The organism is Sulfitobacter sp. UBA4523 (assembly GCF_002388305.1).
GTDB lineage: Bacteria > Pseudomonadota > Alphaproteobacteria > Rhodobacterales > Rhodobacteraceae > Sulfitobacter > Sulfitobacter pontiacus.
This window is the reverse complement of sequence record NZ_DGMH01000037.1, coordinates 22,528-39,063: the sequence shown is the minus strand read 5'-3', so window position 1 is coordinate 39,063 and position 16,536 is coordinate 22,528. Positions and strand designations below refer to the sequence as shown.

13 protein-coding genes are annotated in these 16,536 nt (G+C 61.6%); 8 read left to right on the top strand and 5 right to left on the bottom strand.

Features of this window, described 5'->3' with window-relative positions; translation table 11 throughout:
- Positions 1–298 precede the first annotated feature (298 nt).
- Complete coding sequence (gene dnaE / locus B3849_RS09365; RefSeq protein ID WP_005852078.1) at positions 299–3,832, top strand: DNA polymerase III subunit alpha; 3,534 nt, start codon at positions 299–301, stop codon at positions 3,830–3,832.
- 45 nt (positions 3,833–3,877) lie between these two features.
- On the opposite strand, the gene B3849_RS09360 is transcribed toward dnaE, so the two are convergent.
- A complete protein-coding gene (locus tag B3849_RS09360) occupies positions 3,878–4,072 on the bottom strand; it encodes a SlyX family protein (protein WP_005852080.1) in 195 nt (64 codons plus the stop codon).
- 158 nt (positions 4,073–4,230) lie between these two features.
- Between B3849_RS09360 and hisS the strand changes: the two genes are divergently transcribed.
- From hisS to hisG, 3 genes are read left to right on the top strand one after another with little or no spacing between them, the layout of a single operon-like run.
- Positions 4,231–5,739, top strand: a complete 1,509-nt coding sequence (hisS, locus tag B3849_RS09355) for a histidine--tRNA ligase (RefSeq protein ID WP_180828885.1) — start codon at positions 4,231–4,233, stop codon at positions 5,737–5,739.
- Positions 5,739–6,818, top strand: a complete 1,080-nt coding sequence (locus B3849_RS09350) for an ATP phosphoribosyltransferase regulatory subunit (RefSeq protein WP_278424691.1) — start codon at positions 5,739–5,741, stop codon at positions 6,816–6,818. Before hisS ends, B3849_RS09350 begins: the two co-directional genes overlap by 1 nt.
- Positions 6,815–7,504, top strand: a complete 690-nt coding sequence (gene hisG / locus B3849_RS09345; protein ID WP_037963380.1) for an ATP phosphoribosyltransferase — start codon at positions 6,815–6,817, stop codon at positions 7,502–7,504. Before B3849_RS09350 ends, hisG begins: the two co-directional genes overlap by 4 nt.
- A gap of 135 nt (positions 7,505–7,639) precedes the next feature.
- Here the strand turns inward: hisG and B3849_RS09340 are convergent, their stop codons facing one another.
- Positions 7,640–8,071 (bottom strand): DUF1489 family protein, encoded by a 432-nt coding sequence (locus B3849_RS09340; RefSeq protein ID WP_005852088.1) that lies wholly within the window; start codon positions 8,069–8,071, stop codon positions 7,640–7,642.
- Positions 8,072–8,194: 123 nt separating this feature from the next.
- On the opposite strand from B3849_RS09340, the gene B3849_RS09335 reads away from it, so the two are divergent.
- Positions 8,195–10,477, top strand: coding sequence for an adenosylcobalamin-dependent ribonucleoside-diphosphate reductase (locus tag B3849_RS09335; RefSeq protein ID WP_286780046.1), 2,283 nt, complete (start codon positions 8,195–8,197; stop codon positions 10,475–10,477).
- A gap of 183 nt (positions 10,478–10,660) precedes the next feature.
- Here the strand turns inward: B3849_RS09335 and B3849_RS09330 are convergent, their stop codons facing one another.
- Together B3849_RS09330 and B3849_RS09325 are read right to left on the bottom strand one after the other, a co-directional pair.
- On the bottom strand, positions 10,661–11,440 hold the full coding sequence (locus tag B3849_RS09330; protein ID WP_286780045.1) for a 3-keto-5-aminohexanoate cleavage protein: 780 nt from the start codon (positions 11,438–11,440) through the stop codon (positions 10,661–10,663).
- Positions 11,437–12,765 (bottom strand): aspartate aminotransferase family protein, encoded by a 1,329-nt coding sequence (locus tag B3849_RS09325; protein WP_278424698.1) that lies wholly within the window; start codon positions 12,763–12,765, stop codon positions 11,437–11,439. The genes B3849_RS09330 and B3849_RS09325 overlap by 4 nt, the downstream gene beginning before the upstream one ends.
- Before the next feature lie 174 nt (positions 12,766–12,939).
- Between B3849_RS09325 and B3849_RS09320 the strand changes: the two genes are divergently transcribed.
- Entirely contained in the window at positions 12,940–13,794 is an 855-nt protein-coding gene (locus B3849_RS09320; protein WP_278424699.1) for a MurR/RpiR family transcriptional regulator, read from the top strand.
- Positions 13,795–13,985: 191 nt separating this feature from the next.
- Here the strand turns inward: B3849_RS09320 and B3849_RS09315 are convergent, their stop codons facing one another.
- On the bottom strand, positions 13,986–14,891 hold the full coding sequence (locus tag B3849_RS09315; RefSeq protein WP_278424700.1) for a LysR family transcriptional regulator: 906 nt from the start codon (positions 14,889–14,891) through the stop codon (positions 13,986–13,988).
- 101 nt (positions 14,892–14,992) lie between these two features.
- On the opposite strand from B3849_RS09315, the gene B3849_RS09310 reads away from it, so the two are divergent.
- Positions 14,993–15,988, top strand: coding sequence for a zinc-binding alcohol dehydrogenase family protein (locus B3849_RS09310; protein ID WP_286780044.1), 996 nt, complete (start codon positions 14,993–14,995; stop codon positions 15,986–15,988).
- A 161-nt stretch (positions 15,989–16,149) separates the two neighbouring features.
- On the top strand, positions 16,150–16,482 hold the full coding sequence (locus tag B3849_RS09305) for an ArsR/SmtB family transcription factor (protein WP_278424702.1): 333 nt from the start codon (positions 16,150–16,152) through the stop codon (positions 16,480–16,482).
- The last annotated feature ends 54 nt before the right edge of the window (positions 16,483–16,536 follow it).

The window sequence follows — 16,536 nt, the reverse complement described above, 5'->3', positions numbered from 1 at the left end:
TCCAGCAGCGTCATGGTGGGGGAGACGCCGGTCAGTGACACGACTTCCCCGTTGAGGAGAAAAGTGATGTCCATAGGGTTCGTTCCGCCGCGGTACCTCAGCCCGTGATCTGCGCGGCGTTCGATGCGACGTAGAACGCGGCGCGGGCAAATGTTGAACGAGGCTAGGCGGGGGCAAGGGGGCTTGGCAAGAGATTTCGTGGCGTCCTGCGCTCAAGGGCGTGTCGTGTTGCTGGAAAAACGGGCGCGGGGTGCCGGTGGGACTGGTGACTGCGGGTGGGCTTGGGTAAGTTGGTCCCATGGCACAAGCACCCCGATTCATTCACCTGCGCACGCACTCCGAATATTCGTTGTTGGAAGGGGCGTTGCGGCTGAAAAAGCTGCCTGATCTGTGCAAGGGGGCCGATATGCCGGCGCTGGCCCTGACGGATACCAACAACATGTTCGCCGCGTTGGAATTCTCGGTCGCCATGGCGGGGGCCGGTGTGCAGCCGATCATCGGCTGTCAGGTGGATCTGGCCTATGTGAAGGTGCAACCGGGGGAAAAGCCGCGCGATCCGGCCCCTGTGGTTTTGCTGGCCCAATCGGAGGCCGGGTATGAAAACCTGATGAAGCTGAACTCCTGCCTTTATATCGACAAGGGCGGTGCGCTGCCGCAGGTCACCCTAGAGGAGCTGGAGGCGCTGAACGGTGGGTTGATCTGTCTGACGGGCGGGGCGGGCGGCCCCGTGGGGCAGCTGTTGCAGGGCGGTCAACGCCCCGCGGCAGAGGCATTGATGGCGCGGCTGCACGGGGCTTTTGCCGACCGGCTTTACGTCGAGTTGCAGCGCCACCCCGGCGAGGATGGCCAGCCCGTGGCCGAACAGCTGACCGAACGGGGCTTTGTCGAGATGGCCTATGACATGGGCATCCCTTTGGTCGCGACGAATGACGTCTATTTCCCCAAGGCCGATATGTACGAGGCCCATGATGCGCTGATCTGTATCGCGGATGGGGCCTATGTCGATCAGCAGCACGAACGTCGCCGGCTGACCGCGCAGCATTACTTCAAATCGCAGGCCGAGATGGTGACGCTGTTTGCTGATCTGCCCGAAGCCATCGAGAACACGGTCGAGATCGCCAAGCGCTGTGCTTTTATGGCGTATCGCCGTGATCCGATCCTGCCGAAGTTCGCGGATGACGAGATCGAAGAGCTCAAGCGGCAGGCGCATGAGGGGCTGAAAAACCGGCTGAAGGTGATCCCCCATGCCACCACCGTCGAAGAATATGAAAAGCGGCTGGATTTCGAGCTGGGCATCATCGAGGGCATGGGGTTCCCCGGCTATTTTCTGATCGTTGCCGATTTTATCAAATGGGCGAAAGACAATAATATTCCCGTCGGGCCGGGGCGGGGCTCGGGGGCGGGTAGTCTGGTGGCCTATGCGCTGACGATTACCGATCTGGACCCGCTGCGCTATCAACTGCTGTTTGAACGGTTCCTGAACCCCGAACGGGTCTCGATGCCCGACTTTGACATCGACTTTTGCATGGATCGCCGGGAAGAGGTGATCCAGTATGTGCAGCGCAAATACGGGCGCGACAAGGTGGGGCAGATCATCACCTTCGGGGCGCTTTTGTCCAAGGCGGCGGTGCGTGACATCGGACGGGTGTTGCAGATGCCTTACGGGCAGGTGGATCGCCTGTCCAAGATGATCCCCGTCGAGGGCGTGAAACCTGTCAGCATCGAAAAGGCGCTGGCAGATGAACCACGCCTGCGCGAGGAGGCCAAGAACGAGGAAGTCGTCGCGCGGCTGTTGAACTATGGCCAGCAGGTCGAGGGGCTGTTGCGCAACGCATCGACCCACGCGGCGGGGGTTGTGATCGGGGACCGGCCGCTGGACGCGCTGGTGCCGCTTTATCAAGACCCGCGCTCCGATATGCCCGCGACGCAGTTCAACATGAAATGGGTCGAACAGGCCGGTCTGGTCAAGTTCGACTTTCTGGGCCTCAAGACCCTGACCGTCATCCAGAACGCGGTAGACCAGATCAAATCCTCGGGCCGTCACCTGCATGTGGCCGCCGACGGGACAGAACTGTTCGAGCCGCCCGAGGGGCTGATCGACGATATCGCCACCATCCCGCTGGACGACGAGGCCTCTTACAAGCTTTATGCCAGCGCCAAGACGGTGGCGGTGTTCCAGGTGGAATCCAGCGGCATGATGGATGCCCTCAAGCGGATGAAGCCGACCTGTATCGAAGACATCGTCGCCTTGGTCGCGCTGTACCGGCCTGGCCCGATGGAGAATATTCCGGTCTATTGCGAGGTCAAGAACGGCCAGCGTGAACGGGAATCCGTGCATCCCTCGATTGACCACATCCTCGAGGAAACGCAGGGCATCATCGTCTACCAAGAACAGGTTATGCAGATCGCGCAGGTCATGGCGGGCTATAGCCTTGGCGGCGCTGACCTGCTGCGCCGTGCGATGGGTAAAAAGATCGCCGAGGAAATGGCCAAGGAACGCCCCAAGTTCGAAAAAGGCGCGATGGCCAACGGGGTCGACAAGAAAAAGGCGTCTGAGGTTTTCGACCTTCTGGAAAAATTCGCCAACTATGGTTTCAACAAATCCCACGCCGCCGCCTATGCGGTGGTCAGCTATCAGACCGCATGGCTCAAGGCGAACCATCCGGTCGAATTCATGGCCGGCGTGATGAACTGTGATATCCATCTGACCGACAAGCTGGCGGTCTATTTCGAAGAGGTCCGCAAACGGCTGGAACTGCCCTGGGTGCCGCCTTGTGTGAACCGCAGTGATGCGACGTTCAAGGTGGTCGAGGGCGCGTTGGTCTATGCTTTGGGCGCGCTGAAAAACGTCGGGGTGGAAGCAATGAAGCTGATCACCGAAGGCCGCAAGGTTGACGGTGTGGACAAGCCCTTTGCCACGCTTTTTGATCTGGCGCGGCGGGTTGATCTGAAACGGGTAGGGAAGCGCCCGCTCGAAATGCTGGCCCGCTCCGGTGCGTTCGACCAGCTGGACAACAACCGCCGCCGCGTCTGGCAATCGTTGGACGGGTTGGTCAGCTATTCCGCCGCAATCCACGAACAGAAAGCCTCTAATCAGGTGTCGCTGTTTGGCGAGGCGGGGGATGACTTGCCAGAGCCGCGCATCGTGCCTTGCGACGATTGGGAGGCCGCCGAGCGCCTGACCGAAGAGTTCAAGGCCGTGGGCTTCTATCTGTCGGGCCACCCGCTGGACGATTACATGGGGCCGATGAAACGCAAATCCGCTACGGGCGGTGTGCCATTCCTGACGCTGGACGAGCTGACCGAGAAAGTCTCGGTCAAAGGGGCGATGAACGCCCGTCTCGCAGGGATCGTCGCCGGACGGCAGGAACGTAAATCGGCGCGCGGCAACCGCTTTGCCTTTGCGCAACTGTCGGACCCGACGGGCGCTTACGAGGTGACGCTGTTCTCGGACACGCTGGAACTGGCGCGCGACCACCTTGAAACAGGATCTAAGGTCGTGGTCATGGTCGAGGCGACGATGGAAAGCGACCAGTTGAAACTGCTGGGCCGGTCGGTGGTGCCGATCGACACGGTGGTCGAGGATGCGGGCAATATGGGGCTGCGGATCTTTGTGGATGATGCGGGGGCTATTCAGGCGGTCGCCGATGTGCTGGCCGGTGCCCGATCCGCGGCGCGCAGCGCGGGCAAGGGGCCGGTGCAACTGTGCCTGATGGACCCGACCCTGCCCGGCGAGGTGGAGGTAGACCTCTGCGCCGAATACCCTGTCACCCCCAAGATCAAGGGTGCCATCCGGTCCCTGACCGGCGTGATGGAGGTAGAGGAAATCTGACGCGGCCCAATGGGGCGGCGGCAGCTTCCTGGATGGGGCATCCGATCAATAGTGCGGCGGGCGTTCGTTGCCGATGACAACCCCTTCGGAGCCCGCTGCCTCGCGTTCGCCCTCGCGCTGCATCAGCATATGAACCCGCCGTGTCAGGGTCGCTATCTCTGTCTCCTGACGGGCGACGACATCGGACAGGTCATCCACCGTACGGATCAGATGGGCCATTTGTTCTTCGAGCTTATCCATGAGGGCACCTTGCAGCTTGCGCGTTTGCCGTCCTCCTAACAGGTTGTATGGCGTTCGATAAGGGGGGATGCGTGCCGCGGCGGGGCCGCGTCGCTTGCCCTTGGCGGGGGGTTGGGCTAGACGCGAAGCGCGATATTCAGCCCACAGGATGTGATCCAATGGCCAAGCCAAAAAAGACCCCCCGCCCCAAGGCCGAAACGCCAAAGGGGTTTCGTGACTATTTCGGTGCAGAAGTAACACAGCGTGCCGAGATGCTGCATAAGATTGCGCAGGTCTATCATCGCTATGGCTTTGACGCGCTGGAAAGCTCCGGGGTCGAGACGGTGCAGGCTTTGGGCAAGTTCCTTCCCGATGTGGATCGCCCCAATGAGGGCGTCTTCGCGTGGCAAGAGGATGCAGAGGCGGACAAGCCCGGCGACTGGCTGGCCCTGCGCTATGACCTGACCGCACCGCTGGCACGCGTCTATGCACAACACCGCAACGATCTGCCCACGCCCTATCGGCGCTATGCGATGGGGCCGGTCTGGCGCAACGAAAAGCCGGGGCCAGGGCGTTTCCGCCAGTTCTATCAATGCGATGCCGATACGGTCGGCGCACCGTCGGTCGCGGCGGATGCAGAGATCTGCGCGATGCTGGCCGATTGTCTGGAAGAAGTCGGGATCGACCGCGGGGACTACATCGTGCGGGTAAACAACCGCAAGGTGCTCAACGGTGTGATGGAGGTCGCAGGCGTGCTCGACCCTGCCAACCCCGACAATTTCGCTCACGAGCGCGGCATCGTGCTGCGGGCGATTGACAAGCTCGACCGGCTGGGTCTGGACGGGGTACGCGCATTGCTGGGTGCGGGCCGCAAGGATGACAGCGGCGACTTTACCGATGGGGCAGGGCTGAGCGATGCTCAGGCCGATGTGGTCATGGGCTTCATGCAAGCCAAACGCGACAGCGGTGCGGAAACCGTCGCGCGGCTGCGTGAACTGGTCGCGGGTTCCGAGACAGGCGCGCAGGGCGTGGACGAGTTGGAAACCATCGCCGATCTGATGGCAGCCGGCGGCTACGGCGCTGACCGCGTAGAGATCGACCCCTCCGTCGTGCGGGGCCTTGGCTATTACACCGGTCCGGTGTTCGAGGCGGAACTGACCTTCGAGATCCAGGACGAAAAAGGCCGGCCACGCAACTTTGGCTCTGTCGCAGGGGGCGGGCGCTACGACGATCTGGTCAAGCGCTTCACCGGTCAGGAAGTCCCTGCAACGGGCGTCTCTATCGGCGTCGACCGGCTGCTTGCCGCACTGCAGGCCAAGGGCCGGATGTCGGCGCAGGCCGAAGGGCCCGTGGTGGTGACCGTCATGGATAAGGCGCGCATGTCCGACTATCAGGCGATGGTCGCTGAACTGCGTCAGGCAGGCATCCGGGCCGAGGTTTATCTCGGCAACCCCAAGAACTTTGGCAACCAGCTGAAATATGCAGACCGCCGCGCCAGCCCGGTGGCGGTGATCGCGGGCGGGGATGAATTCGACAAGGGTATGATCCAGATCAAGGACCTGATCCTTGGCGCCAAAATCGCTGAAAGCGCCACGCTGGAGGAATGGAAAGACCGCCCAAGCCAATATGAAGTGGCGCGGGGGGATCTTGTCTCTAAAGTGCGCGAGATACTGGAGCTGAACCGCTGATGGCTACACGATCCGATATCCTCGCCAAGGCCGCAAGCCTGCGCGCCTTGTTCGAGGCGCAGGGGGCTGCGGTGGTGGAACCGCCGATCCTGCAACCCGCCGAGACCCTGCTGGACCTTTATGGCGAAGACATCCGCGCGCGCGCCTATGTCACCTCGGATGCGATGCGGGGCGAACAAATGCTGCGCCCCGATTATACCTTGCCCGTGGTGCAGATGCATATGGCCCATGGGGCGGACCCGGCACGCTACACCTACGCGGGCGAAGTGTTCCGCCGTCAGGAACGTGATCCCAACCGCGCCAATGAATATATTCAGGCGGGCTACGAAGTCTTTGACCGTGGCGATCCCGCGGCAGCCGATGCCGAAGTCTTTGCCCTGATCCAGGGCGCGTTGGAGGGGCTTGCGGTCACTGCCGTGACGGGGGATATCGGTATCTTGATGGCTGCGGTTGCGGGGCTGGATACATCGGCGTCGCGCAAGGCGGCCTTGATGCGCCACATCTGGCGGCCCCGCCGGTTCCGTGCGTTACTCGACCGCTATGCTGGCAAAACGCCGATGCCCGCGACCCGCGCGGCGCTCTTGGCCAGTGACGGTGTTATCACCGCACCTCTGATCGGCCTGCGCAGTCTGGACGAGATTGAAACACGCATCGCCGCCCTGCGCGCCGACGCCACCGAGCCGGCCCTGTCGCGCACGCAGGTGTCCTTGCTGCTGGCGCTGCTGGATGTACGTGAAACCATGCCCAATGCGATCAGCCAGTTGCATGACCTTGCCGTCGATATGCCCGCGATCTCTGATGCGGTGGACCGTGTCGCGGCGCGGGAAAAGGCGCTTGCCGCCCGCGGTGTCGATACCGGTAGCCTGATGTTCGAAGCCAGTTTTGGCCGCGTGTCGATGGAATATTATGACGGGTTCGTCTTCGGCTTCCGCGCGGCGACACGGCCCGACCTGCCCACCATCGCCACAGGCGGACGCTATGACGCGCTGACACGGCGGCTGGGGCAGGGCGGCGAAATTCCCGCGGTGGGGGGCGTCATGCGCCCCGGGCTGATGCTGGAACTGGAGGCAGGCCAATGACGATCAAACTCGGTGTGCCCTCCAAAGGGCGTCTGATGGAGAAAACCTTTGAGTGGTTTGCCGCGCGCGGGATCACCTTGCAGCGCACGGGCTCCGAACGTGAATACGCGGGGGCCGTCGAAGGCATTGAGGGCGTGTCGTTGATCTTGCTCTCTGCGGGCGAAATCCCCCGCGAGCTGGCCGCTGGCCGTATCCATCTGGGCGTCACCGGCACCGATCTGGTGCAAGAGAAACTGGCGCTGTGGGATCAGCTTGTCGCCCCGGTAGAAGAGCTCGCCTTCGGGCATGCCGATCTGATCATTGCTGTGCCTCAGGCCTGGATCGATGTTGATACGCTCGATGATCTGGATGCCGCCGCCTCGGCCTTCCGCGACAAGCACGGGTTCCGCCTGCGCATCGCGACGAAATACCACCGGCTGGTGCGGGAATTCCTGCGCAGCACCGGTGTCGCGGATTATGCGCTGGTCGACAGCCAGGGGGCGACCGAAGGCACGATCAAGAATGAAACCGCAGAGGCCATCGCCGACATCACCTCGAGCGGGGAGACATTGCGCGCCAACCACCTCAAGATCCTGTCCGACGGGCTGATCCTGCGGTCACAGGCGACGCTTTGGCGCAGCCGGATGGCAGAGATGGATGATGCGGATCGCGCGACAATGACGGCCCTGCTGGCGCGGCTGTCCTGACGCGCATGCGCGCGGCATCCTGCGGATGCGCCTCCGGCGGGAGTTTAAGGGCAAAATGAAGAGGCACGCGCGGCCCTGCTTCATTTTGCCAAGTAAACTCAAATCCCGCGGGGGATGCGCGCGCAGGGGCTGCTGCTAGAGCACGCCGATCTCGGCCAGCGCGCGGTTCAACTCTATGGGCAGGGGCTCTTCGTGGTCGCGGCCTTCGGGCAGATCGGCAGGGGCATCCTGCGGCGCAAGGTAGCGCCACCCCTGAAACGGGCGTTTGAGGCTGCCTTGCACGCGGATGATCTTGGGGTCCAGCACGATCGCGCAGCGGCGCACGCCGTCCGCGCCCGACGTCTCGTCCAGACGCAGGATTTTCTGACGACACTGGATCACACCTTTGATCACCCAGAAGATCGACCCGCCGTTCAGAATCTCGGGTTCGCGTTTGGGCCACATGCGGGTCACGTGGCGGGGAAAACCGTCCTCGGTTTGCACGCGTTTTTTTTCCTGCCATGCGGCCAGATCATCGACGGTTTCCGTGCCGACGGACAACTTGATGAGATGTATATGATTTTTCACAGAATCCTCCGTCGCTGCTACAGCATCATGTATTCTAATACACACTTTCTTCAACCTGTTGTGCTTGCGCTTTGATTTGGGGTATGGTGAACACCTTCCCAAACAGCCCTCAAGGAATCGAATATGTCACGATTTGCCGCCCCCATTGCCGAACAGATTTGGGACATGAAATACCGTTTTAAAGATGCCGACGGCACGCCGCGCGATGTGACGGTAGAAGACAGCTGGCGGCGAATCGCCCGTGATCTGGCACAGGTCGAAAAAGCACCGGAAAAATGGGAAGAGGCATTTTACGAAGCGCTGGAGGATTTCAAATTCCTCCCCGCGGGCCGCATCACTGCCGGGGCAGGTACTGCGCGCCGTGTGACATTGTTCAACTGTTTCGTCATGGGCACCGTGCCTGACAGCATGGCCGGCATCTTCGACATGCTCAAGGAAGCCGCTGTGACCATGCAGCAGGGGGGCGGGATCGGCTATGACTTTTCCACCATCCGTCCCCGTGGCGCGGATGTGCTGGGGGTCTCTGCTGACGCATCGGGCCCGCTGAGCTTTATGGATGTCTGGGATGCGATGTGTCGGACCATCATGTCCGCCGGGTCGCGCCGTGGCGCGATGATGGCCACAATGCGCTGTGACCACCCTGATGTCGAAGACTTCATCGCCGCGAAATCCGACCCCGCGCGGCTGCGGATGTTCAACATGTCCGTGTTGATCACAGACCCTTTCATGGATGCGGTCAAGGCCGATGCCAGCTGGGATCTGCAGTTCAACGGCAAGGTCTATCGCACCGTTCAGGCCCGTGATCTGTGGAACCGGATCATGAAAGCCACGTATGAGTTCGCCGAGCCCGGTGTGATCTTTATCGATCGCATCAACGAGGCCAACAACCTGAGCTATTGCGAAACCATCGCCGCCACAAACCCCTGTGGGGAACAGCCGCTGCCGCCCTATGGTGCCTGTTTGCTGGGGTCGATCAATATGGCGCGGATGGTATCCGATCCGTTTGGCGACAACCCTCAGCTGGATGTCGAGGCGCTGAACAAGCTGGTCGCGACCGCTGTGCGCATGATGGACAACGTCGTTGACGTGTCGAAATTCCCGCTTGACGAACAGCAGGCAGAGGCGAAAGCCAAGCGCCGCATCGGTCTGGGTGTCACCGGTCTGGCGGATGCCTTGTTGATGGTGGGGCTGCGCTATGGCTCGGACGCGGCGGCAGAGCAGACAGAGGCGTGGCTCAAGGCGATTGCGCGGGCGGCCTATCTGGCCTCCGTCGATCTGGCGAAGGAAAAGGGTGCCTTCCCGCTGTTCGAGGCAGACGCCTATCTGGCTTCCGGCACCATGCAGCAGATGGATGAGGATGTGCGCGACGCCATTGCCGAAAACGGCATCCGCAACGCGCTTTTGACCTCGATTGCGCCCACAGGCACCATCAGCCTTTATGCAGGCAACGTCAGCTCGGGGATCGAGCCGGTCTTTGCCTATGCCTACACCCGCAAGGTTCTGCAAAAGGATGGCAGCCGGACGGAGGAAGAAGTCGTCGATTACGCCGTACAGATGTGGCGCGATCTGAAGGGCGACGCGCCTTTGCCCGACTATTTCGTCAATGCGCAGACGCTGGCCCCTCTGGATCACGTCAAGATGCAGGCCGCGGCACAGAAATGGGTCGATAGCAGCATCTCGAAAACCATCAACTGCCCCGAAGACATCAGCTTTGACGCGTTCAAGGATGTCTATATGGCCGCTTGGGATCAGGGCTGCAAAGGCTGCACGACCTATCGTCCCAATGACGTGACCGGATCGGTTCTGTCGGTATCGGAAAGCGCCGATACAGCCCCGGGCGAGGTTGCAGCCCAAGCCACCGCTGAGGAAGGCGGCGAGGTCGTTTATATGTCCGATCCGCTGGACCGCCCGGAAGAGCTTGAGGGCTCCACCTACAAGATCAAATGGCCCGACAGCGAGCATGCGCTGTATATCACCATTAACGATGTGGTGATCGGCGGGCATCGTCGTCCGTTCGAGGGCTTTATCAACTCCAAGAACATGGAGCATTTTGCCTGGACGGTCGCGCTTACCCGCATGATCTCTGCCGTGTTCCGTCGCGGGGGCGATGTGTCCTTTGTCGTCGAGGAGCTGAAGGCCGTCTTTGACCCGCGCGGCGGCGCCTGGATGCGCGGCAAATACATCCCGTCGATGCTGGCCGCCATCGGGGGCGTGATCGAACAACATCTGATCGCAACCGGTTTTATCGCGGGCGAAGGGCAGGGGCTGAAATCCGACCCGCAAGCCAAGGTCGTCGGCCTGGACGCCCCCCGCGGCAAAGCCTGCAGCAGCTGCGGCCAATACGACCTGCGCATGGTCGAAGGCTGCATGACCTGCGGCAGCTGCGGCCATAGTAAGTGTGGCTGATTGGAGTTGTGGGGTGAGGTTTCAAAACCTCACCCGTATTCCTCAAACCATTGCGTCCAATTTTAGGATCCCCAAGATCTGCAGATGAATGCGCAATCAAGGCCGCGGGCCTGTGTGGTGTTGCTTCGAGACAGCGTTCAAGACCCTCACCGAACCCGCTTCACTTGCGTCTCACGATAACGGTCACTCAAATCCAGCGCGCTTGGCCTGGGTCACCAGTTCCGTGACCCTCTCGGCATTGTTTGCCGCGACTTGTCCGTCTGCGTTCAAGCGGTTGTTCTCGAATCCGATCCGGGTCTTGCCGCCGTGGCGCATGGCCTCGATCAGGCAGGCGGTTTCTTGAGGGCCGAAGGCGCAGGCGGCCCAGTCGGCGGCCGGCAAGGCCGATTTTAGCCTTTGTGCCAGTGCTGCGACTTCTGCGGGTGTGCTGGTTTGGCCGCTGGTATAGCGCCCCAAGACGATCAGGGTCTTCAGCCCGTCGTGGGGGACATCACCTTGCGCGACAAGCCGGGCAAGATGGGCAATATCCGCGGCGTCATAGAGAATGTGTTGAACGTCGATCTTCGCTTCGGCGCACATGGCAAAGAACCGTCGGGTGACGGCTGCGTCCTGTCGGGCCGTGATCTCGCGCAGCGCGACCGACACGGCGCGCGGTTTCAGGGTTTCGACAAGATGGCGTTGTTCTGCGGGGGTAAAGCGGCCCGCGGCCTCGCTGGTGATCTGAACATAGAGGTCAGGGGCGCGCTGGCCGAGCTCGCTCAGAAGCTCGGCATAAAGCCCGAGGTCCAGAACATGCCGTTGCTCGGTATCGCGCACATGCGCATGAAGGCCATCGGCACCCGCGGCATGGCAGGCTAGCGCGCAGGCGACCGTCTCTTCTATGGTGACGGGGAGGGCGGGGTGGTCCGCCTTGGTCAGCCGCGCCCCATTCGGCGCGACCATAAATCTGGGCAGTGCGGTCATGCGGCAAGCGCCTTGTCGATGGCCGTTGATAGCTTGCCCACCAGCTCATCAATCTGTGCGTCCTCGATGACAAACGGCGGCGCGAGCAGCACGTGGTCGCCATATTGACCATCGATTGTGCCGGACATCGGATAGCAGATCAGACCGGCGGCAAAGGCCTCCTTCTTGATCCGCGCGGCAAGGCCACGGGACGGATCGAAGGGTGCTTTGGTGCTGCGGTCGGCAACCAGTTCGATCCCGCGGAACAACCCGCGCCCGCGAATATCGCCGATGTTGTCATGATCGCCGAACTGCGCCTTTAGTGCTGCGTCAAGCTTGTCGCCTTGGGTGGTGACATGGGCCAGCAGATCGCGGTCCAGAATTTCGCCGAGCACGGCATTGGCCGCCGTGGCCGCCATGGCGTGGCCCATATAGGTGTGGCCGTGCTGGAAGAAACCGGTGCCCGCTGCAATCGCATCATAGATGGCGGCCGAGGTCAGCAGCGCGCCGATTGGTTGATAGCCCGCCCCAAGACCTTTGGCGATGGTGATCATGTCCGGGGCGACGCCGTCCTCGGTGCAGGCGAACAGTTTGCCGGTACGGCCCATGCCGCACATCACCTCGTCCAGGATCAGCAGCACGCCATATTGATCGCAAATCTCGCGGATGCGCTTGAGATATCCCGGCACCGCGGGTACCGCGCCAGAGGTCGCACCCACGACAGGCTCCGCGAGGAAGGCCATCACCGTGTCAGGGCCAAGCCGCAGGATTTCGGTTTCCAGCTCATTCGCCACGCGCTGGCCGTAGGCCTCTTGCGTTTCGCCGTCCTGCCGGTCGCGGTACTCATAGCAGGGGCTGATATGGGTGGTGTCGGCAAGCAGGGGCGCGAATTGGGTGCGACGCCACGCATTCCCCCCAGCTGCCAAAGCGCCCAATGTATTCCCGTGATAGCTTTGGCGGCGGGCAATGACGCGATGGCGCTTGGGCTGCCCTATTTCCAGAAAGTACTGCCGCGCGAGCTTGATCGATGCCTCGACCGCTTCGGAGCCCCCAGAGACAAGATATACCCGATCTATGCCCGCCGGCGCGTTCTCGACCAGGCGATCGGCCAAACGCTCTGCCGGATCGGACGTGAAAAAGCCGGTGTGCGCGAAGGCAAGCTGGTCAATCTGGGCATGCAGGGCGGCGCGGACAGCCTGATTTGAATGCCCCAGACAGGAAACAGCCGCACCGCCCGAGCCATCAAGATATCTACGTCCGTCCGCATCGATCAGATAGCAGCCATCCCCCTTGGTGGCGACCGGCAGCGCGCCTTTGGTGGATCTGCCGAAGATATGACTTTTCATGACTGTAGTCCTTGCTTGAAGACGCGCTTTGGGTGACGTGACATCAGCACTTGCCTGCGCGATGATGCGTTTGTATTATTTTATTGCGATAGATTAAGCAAATGTATTTTTACAGTGCATTGGATGTGACAGCGACGTGAACGCCAGCACGCATTAACAGAAGGTAAGGGTTTGATGAGCAACGATGAAACGCTGAAAGACCGCTTGTCACAGGTAAGTGCGCAAGGTACGCCCGCGCTTCGGTCCTTTGCGCGGTGGCTTCTGGATAACCTTTCGCTCGTGGCCTTTAGCTCGATTCGCGGGCTGGCCAAGCAGGCAGGGGTCAATCCGAATACCGTGACCCGTATGGCGAAGGAGCTTGGCTATCCCAGCTTTGACGCCTTCCGCACGGATGTGCAGGCAACGATCCAGACACCTGCGCCAAACTACGGCGCGCGTGCCCAGACACTAAGACACGAACATCGCGACAGCGCGTTCGCCGCGCTCATGGAAGCGCATGGTAAAAACACGGCGACGCTTTTCTCGGCGGATATTCTGGACACGCTTGATGCGTGCATCGACCCGTTGCTCGGGGCGCGCAAAGTCTATGTGGTCGGCGTGCGCAGCTGCTATGCGATCGCGCATTATTTCTCGTATGTGGGCGGCATGGCGTTTTCGAACTTCGTAGACGTGCCGACCCTGCCGGGGGGCATTGTCGATGTACTGTCTCAGGCCACGTCCGAGGATATTATCGTCGGGATCACCTATGAACATTACGCGGCAGAGGTGGTTCAGGCCTGCCAGATCGCCCAGTCCCGCGGCGCGCGGGTTCTGGCGCTGACGGACAGTCATGCGTCCCCAATCGCGGTTGGCGCTTGGAAAGTGGTACCGCTGCCCATGGCCGGACCCCATTTCCTGCCGTCGCTCAATTCGGCGTTTCTAGCGGTAGAGATGCTGCTGGTCGGCATGGCCGCGCGTTCGGATGACGCGGCAGAGCGGGTATCGAATTTTGAGGACCGTATCCGGCAGTATGGCGGCTACGACTTGTGAGGTGTCTTGCGCGGATGAAAATCATCCGGCAGGCCCAATGCCACGGCAGAGCCACCGGTGATCAACCCCGTGGACCGCAGGTCGCTTTCGTCCAGCGCGACGATGACCGCATAGGATAGGCGTTGTGCCAGTCCGCGACATGACTGACGGTTATACCGATAACGGGCGTGTTGTGGGCGCGGGTCTGGCTGCTACGCGCCCCACTCTGCATGTGACCCAAGATGCGCGATGAGAAAGTCGATCAGGATGCGCGTCTTGGGGGTAAGCACGTTTGAGCGCGGGTACATCAACCACAAGACCGAACTGTCGTTCAGCTTCCATTCCGGCAGGACACGGATCAACCGGCCCGAGCGCAGCTCGTCCGAGGCGCTCCAGAGGGAATTGATCGACAGACCGGCCCCCGCAAGCGTGGCCTCACGCTGAGCGTCACCATCGTCAACGATGGTCCGGCAGATCATCTGGGCAGGGTCAAGCGGCGCGGTTTCGCCCTCAGGGCCGATCAATTCGCGCGGCTCAAGGTCGATCCATGCCAAGAACCGATGCCCCCGAAGCTCTGCCGGTGACTGCGGTACGCCGTGTTCCTCAAGATATGCAGGAGAGGCACAAAGGACGCGGGTATCATCCGCCAGCTTGCGCCCCTTGAGGCTGCTGTCGGTCAGGGGGGCCGCGCGCAACGCAAGGTCAAAACTGCCCTCGATCGCGTCAAACCGTGCGTCAGACAGGCGAAGTTCGAGCGTAAGGTCGGGGAACGCCGCGTGAAACTGCGGCAGAAGCGGCATGATGTGGCGCTGCGCGAAACTGCTTGGCGCGGCAAATCGGATGGTGCCCTTGGGGCTGGTTTCATGGCTGCCAAGAACGGCCTTCGCGGCCTCTGCCTGCGCCAGAATCTCCCGCGCGTAGGGAAGGAAGTCGGACCCTTCAAGCGACAGCGACACTTTGCGGGTGGTGCGTCGCAGCAGCTCTACGCCAAGCTCTTGTTCCAGTTTGGCAAGGCGGGCGCTGGCGACCGCAGGGGCAAGACCCAGATTCCGTCCGGCAGCAGAGATGTTCAGCCGGTCGGCGGCCATCACAAAAAGGCGCAGGTTGTCAGTATCCACCGCTATTATCTCCGCTATCCGAATAATCAAATCGGAAAAATGCCGGTTTTCTACCGTTTCACAAGGCCTATTTTTCACCGACACAATGAAGGAACAAAGAAATGAAAGCTATTGGCTATAGCGCGGCGGGCCCTGCGGACACGCTTGATCTGATTAAAATCGACCGGCCCGCGGTGGGGCCGCGTGATCTGTTGGTCGCGGTGAAAGGCATCTCGGTCAATCCGGTCGACGTGAAGCTGCGCGCAGCCGCCCAACCCGAGGGCGGGGCGCGCGTTCTGGGCTTTGACGCGGCAGGCGTCGTGGCCGAGGTGGGCGCGTCGGTCACCGGTTATAAGATCGGCGATGAGGTCTTCTATGCGGGCGATGTCACGCGCGCGGGCACCAATGCGGAATTCCATGCCGTCGATGAACGGATCGTCGGGCGCAAGCCGGCCAGTCTCGACTTTACCGAAGCGGCGGGGCTGCCGCTGACCTCGATCACCGCGTGGGAGATGTTGTTCGACGCATTCCGCCTGACCGAAGGGGGCGGCGCGGGGCAAAGCTTGCTGGTGATCGGTGGCGCTGGCGGCGTCGGCTCTATCCTCATCCAGTTGGCCAAAGCGCTGACCGGGCTTACCGTCATTGCGACGGCCTCTCGGCCCGAGACCGAGGATTGGGTGCGCAAGATGGGGGCGGATCACGTGGTTGACCATCGCGGTGACCTAGCCGCGCAGCTGGCAGAGTTGGGCCAGATCCCAAGCTATGTCGCCGCGTTGACGGCCACGGATCAGCATTGGCCCGCAATCATCGACCTGATCGCGCCCCGCGGCCAGATCGCGCTGATCGACGACCCCGAGGCGCTGGATATCAAGGCGGCTAAACCCAAGGCGCTGAGCGTCCATTGGGAATTCATGTTCACCCGTTCGATGTTCGCGACCGACGATATGGATGCCCAGCAAGACCTCCTGAACCGCGTCGCAGCGATGATCGACGCAGGCACATTGCAGTCGACAGTCACCGAGCGCGGCGAGGCGCTGACCGTCGAGGCGCTGCGCGCGGCGCATCTGCGGCAGGAAAGCGGTCGTGTGATTGGCAAACAGGTGCTTGGCGGACTTTAAGTCATAGAGATCACGCGGGGGCGTGGTGCCATGTTCGCGCCACGCCCCCGCGTCCCTTGCGCCTTTGAAGGGGCGCGTGGATTGCCCATAGGTTCGCGCAAGCGCAACGGGTTGCTCATCAGGGCTTGACCTGCGTCTAATGAATCAATAATTCCCGATATATGGATAAGAATCACGCTCTCGACGCTTTTGCGGCGCTCAGTCAGGTCACCCGCCTTGATGTCTTCCGTCTTCTCATCACAGCCGGAGAAGAGGGAATGTCGGCAGGCGATATCGGCGACACCTTGGGGGTGCGGCAGAACACGATGTCGACCAACCTCGCGATCTTGGCGCGTTCGGGCCTTATCCGCAGCAAGCGCGAAGGGCGGAGCATTCGTTACTTTGCCGATATGGAGGGGCTGCGCGGTTTGCTCGCCTTTCTGATGGAGGATTGCTGCGGCGGGTGCCCGGAACTCTGCCAGCCCATCATAAACGAGCTCGCTTGCCCCTGTTAGGCGCCCATGGGGGAGGTGCCGCATTGGTCCTGTAACATTCCTGTGCTGACATCG

What these genes read in the sequence shown, in the direction of transcription:
- B3849_RS09310 (WP_286780044.1), top strand. Translation starts at nt 14,993, where the DNA reads ATGAAAGCTATTGGCTATAGCGCGGCGGGCCCTGCGGACACGCTTGAT.
- hisS (WP_180828885.1), top strand. Translation starts at nt 4,231, where the DNA reads ATGGCCAAGCCAAAAAAGACCCCCCGCCCCAAGGCCGAAACGCCAAAG.
- B3849_RS09320 (WP_278424699.1), top strand. Translation starts at nt 12,940, where the DNA reads ATGAGCAACGATGAAACGCTGAAAGACCGCTTGTCACAGGTAAGTGCG.
- B3849_RS09305 (WP_278424702.1), top strand. Translation starts at nt 16,150, where the DNA reads ATGGATAAGAATCACGCTCTCGACGCTTTTGCGGCGCTCAGTCAGGTC.
- B3849_RS09360 (WP_005852080.1), bottom strand. Translation starts at nt 4,072, where the DNA reads ATGGATAAGCTCGAAGAACAAATGGCCCATCTGATCCGTACGGTGGAT.
- hisG (WP_037963380.1), top strand. Translation starts at nt 6,815, where the DNA reads ATGACGATCAAACTCGGTGTGCCCTCCAAAGGGCGTCTGATGGAGAAA.
- B3849_RS09330 (WP_286780045.1), bottom strand. Translation starts at nt 11,440, where the DNA reads ATGACCGCACTGCCCAGATTTATGGTCGCGCCGAATGGGGCGCGGCTG.
- B3849_RS09335 (WP_286780046.1), top strand. Translation starts at nt 8,195, where the DNA reads ATGTCACGATTTGCCGCCCCCATTGCCGAACAGATTTGGGACATGAAA.
- B3849_RS09350 (WP_278424691.1), top strand. Translation starts at nt 5,739, where the DNA reads ATGGCTACACGATCCGATATCCTCGCCAAGGCCGCAAGCCTGCGCGCC.
- dnaE (WP_005852078.1), top strand. Translation starts at nt 299, where the DNA reads ATGGCACAAGCACCCCGATTCATTCACCTGCGCACGCACTCCGAATAT.
- B3849_RS09325 (WP_278424698.1), bottom strand. Translation starts at nt 12,765, where the DNA reads ATGAAAAGTCATATCTTCGGCAGATCCACCAAAGGCGCGCTGCCGGTC.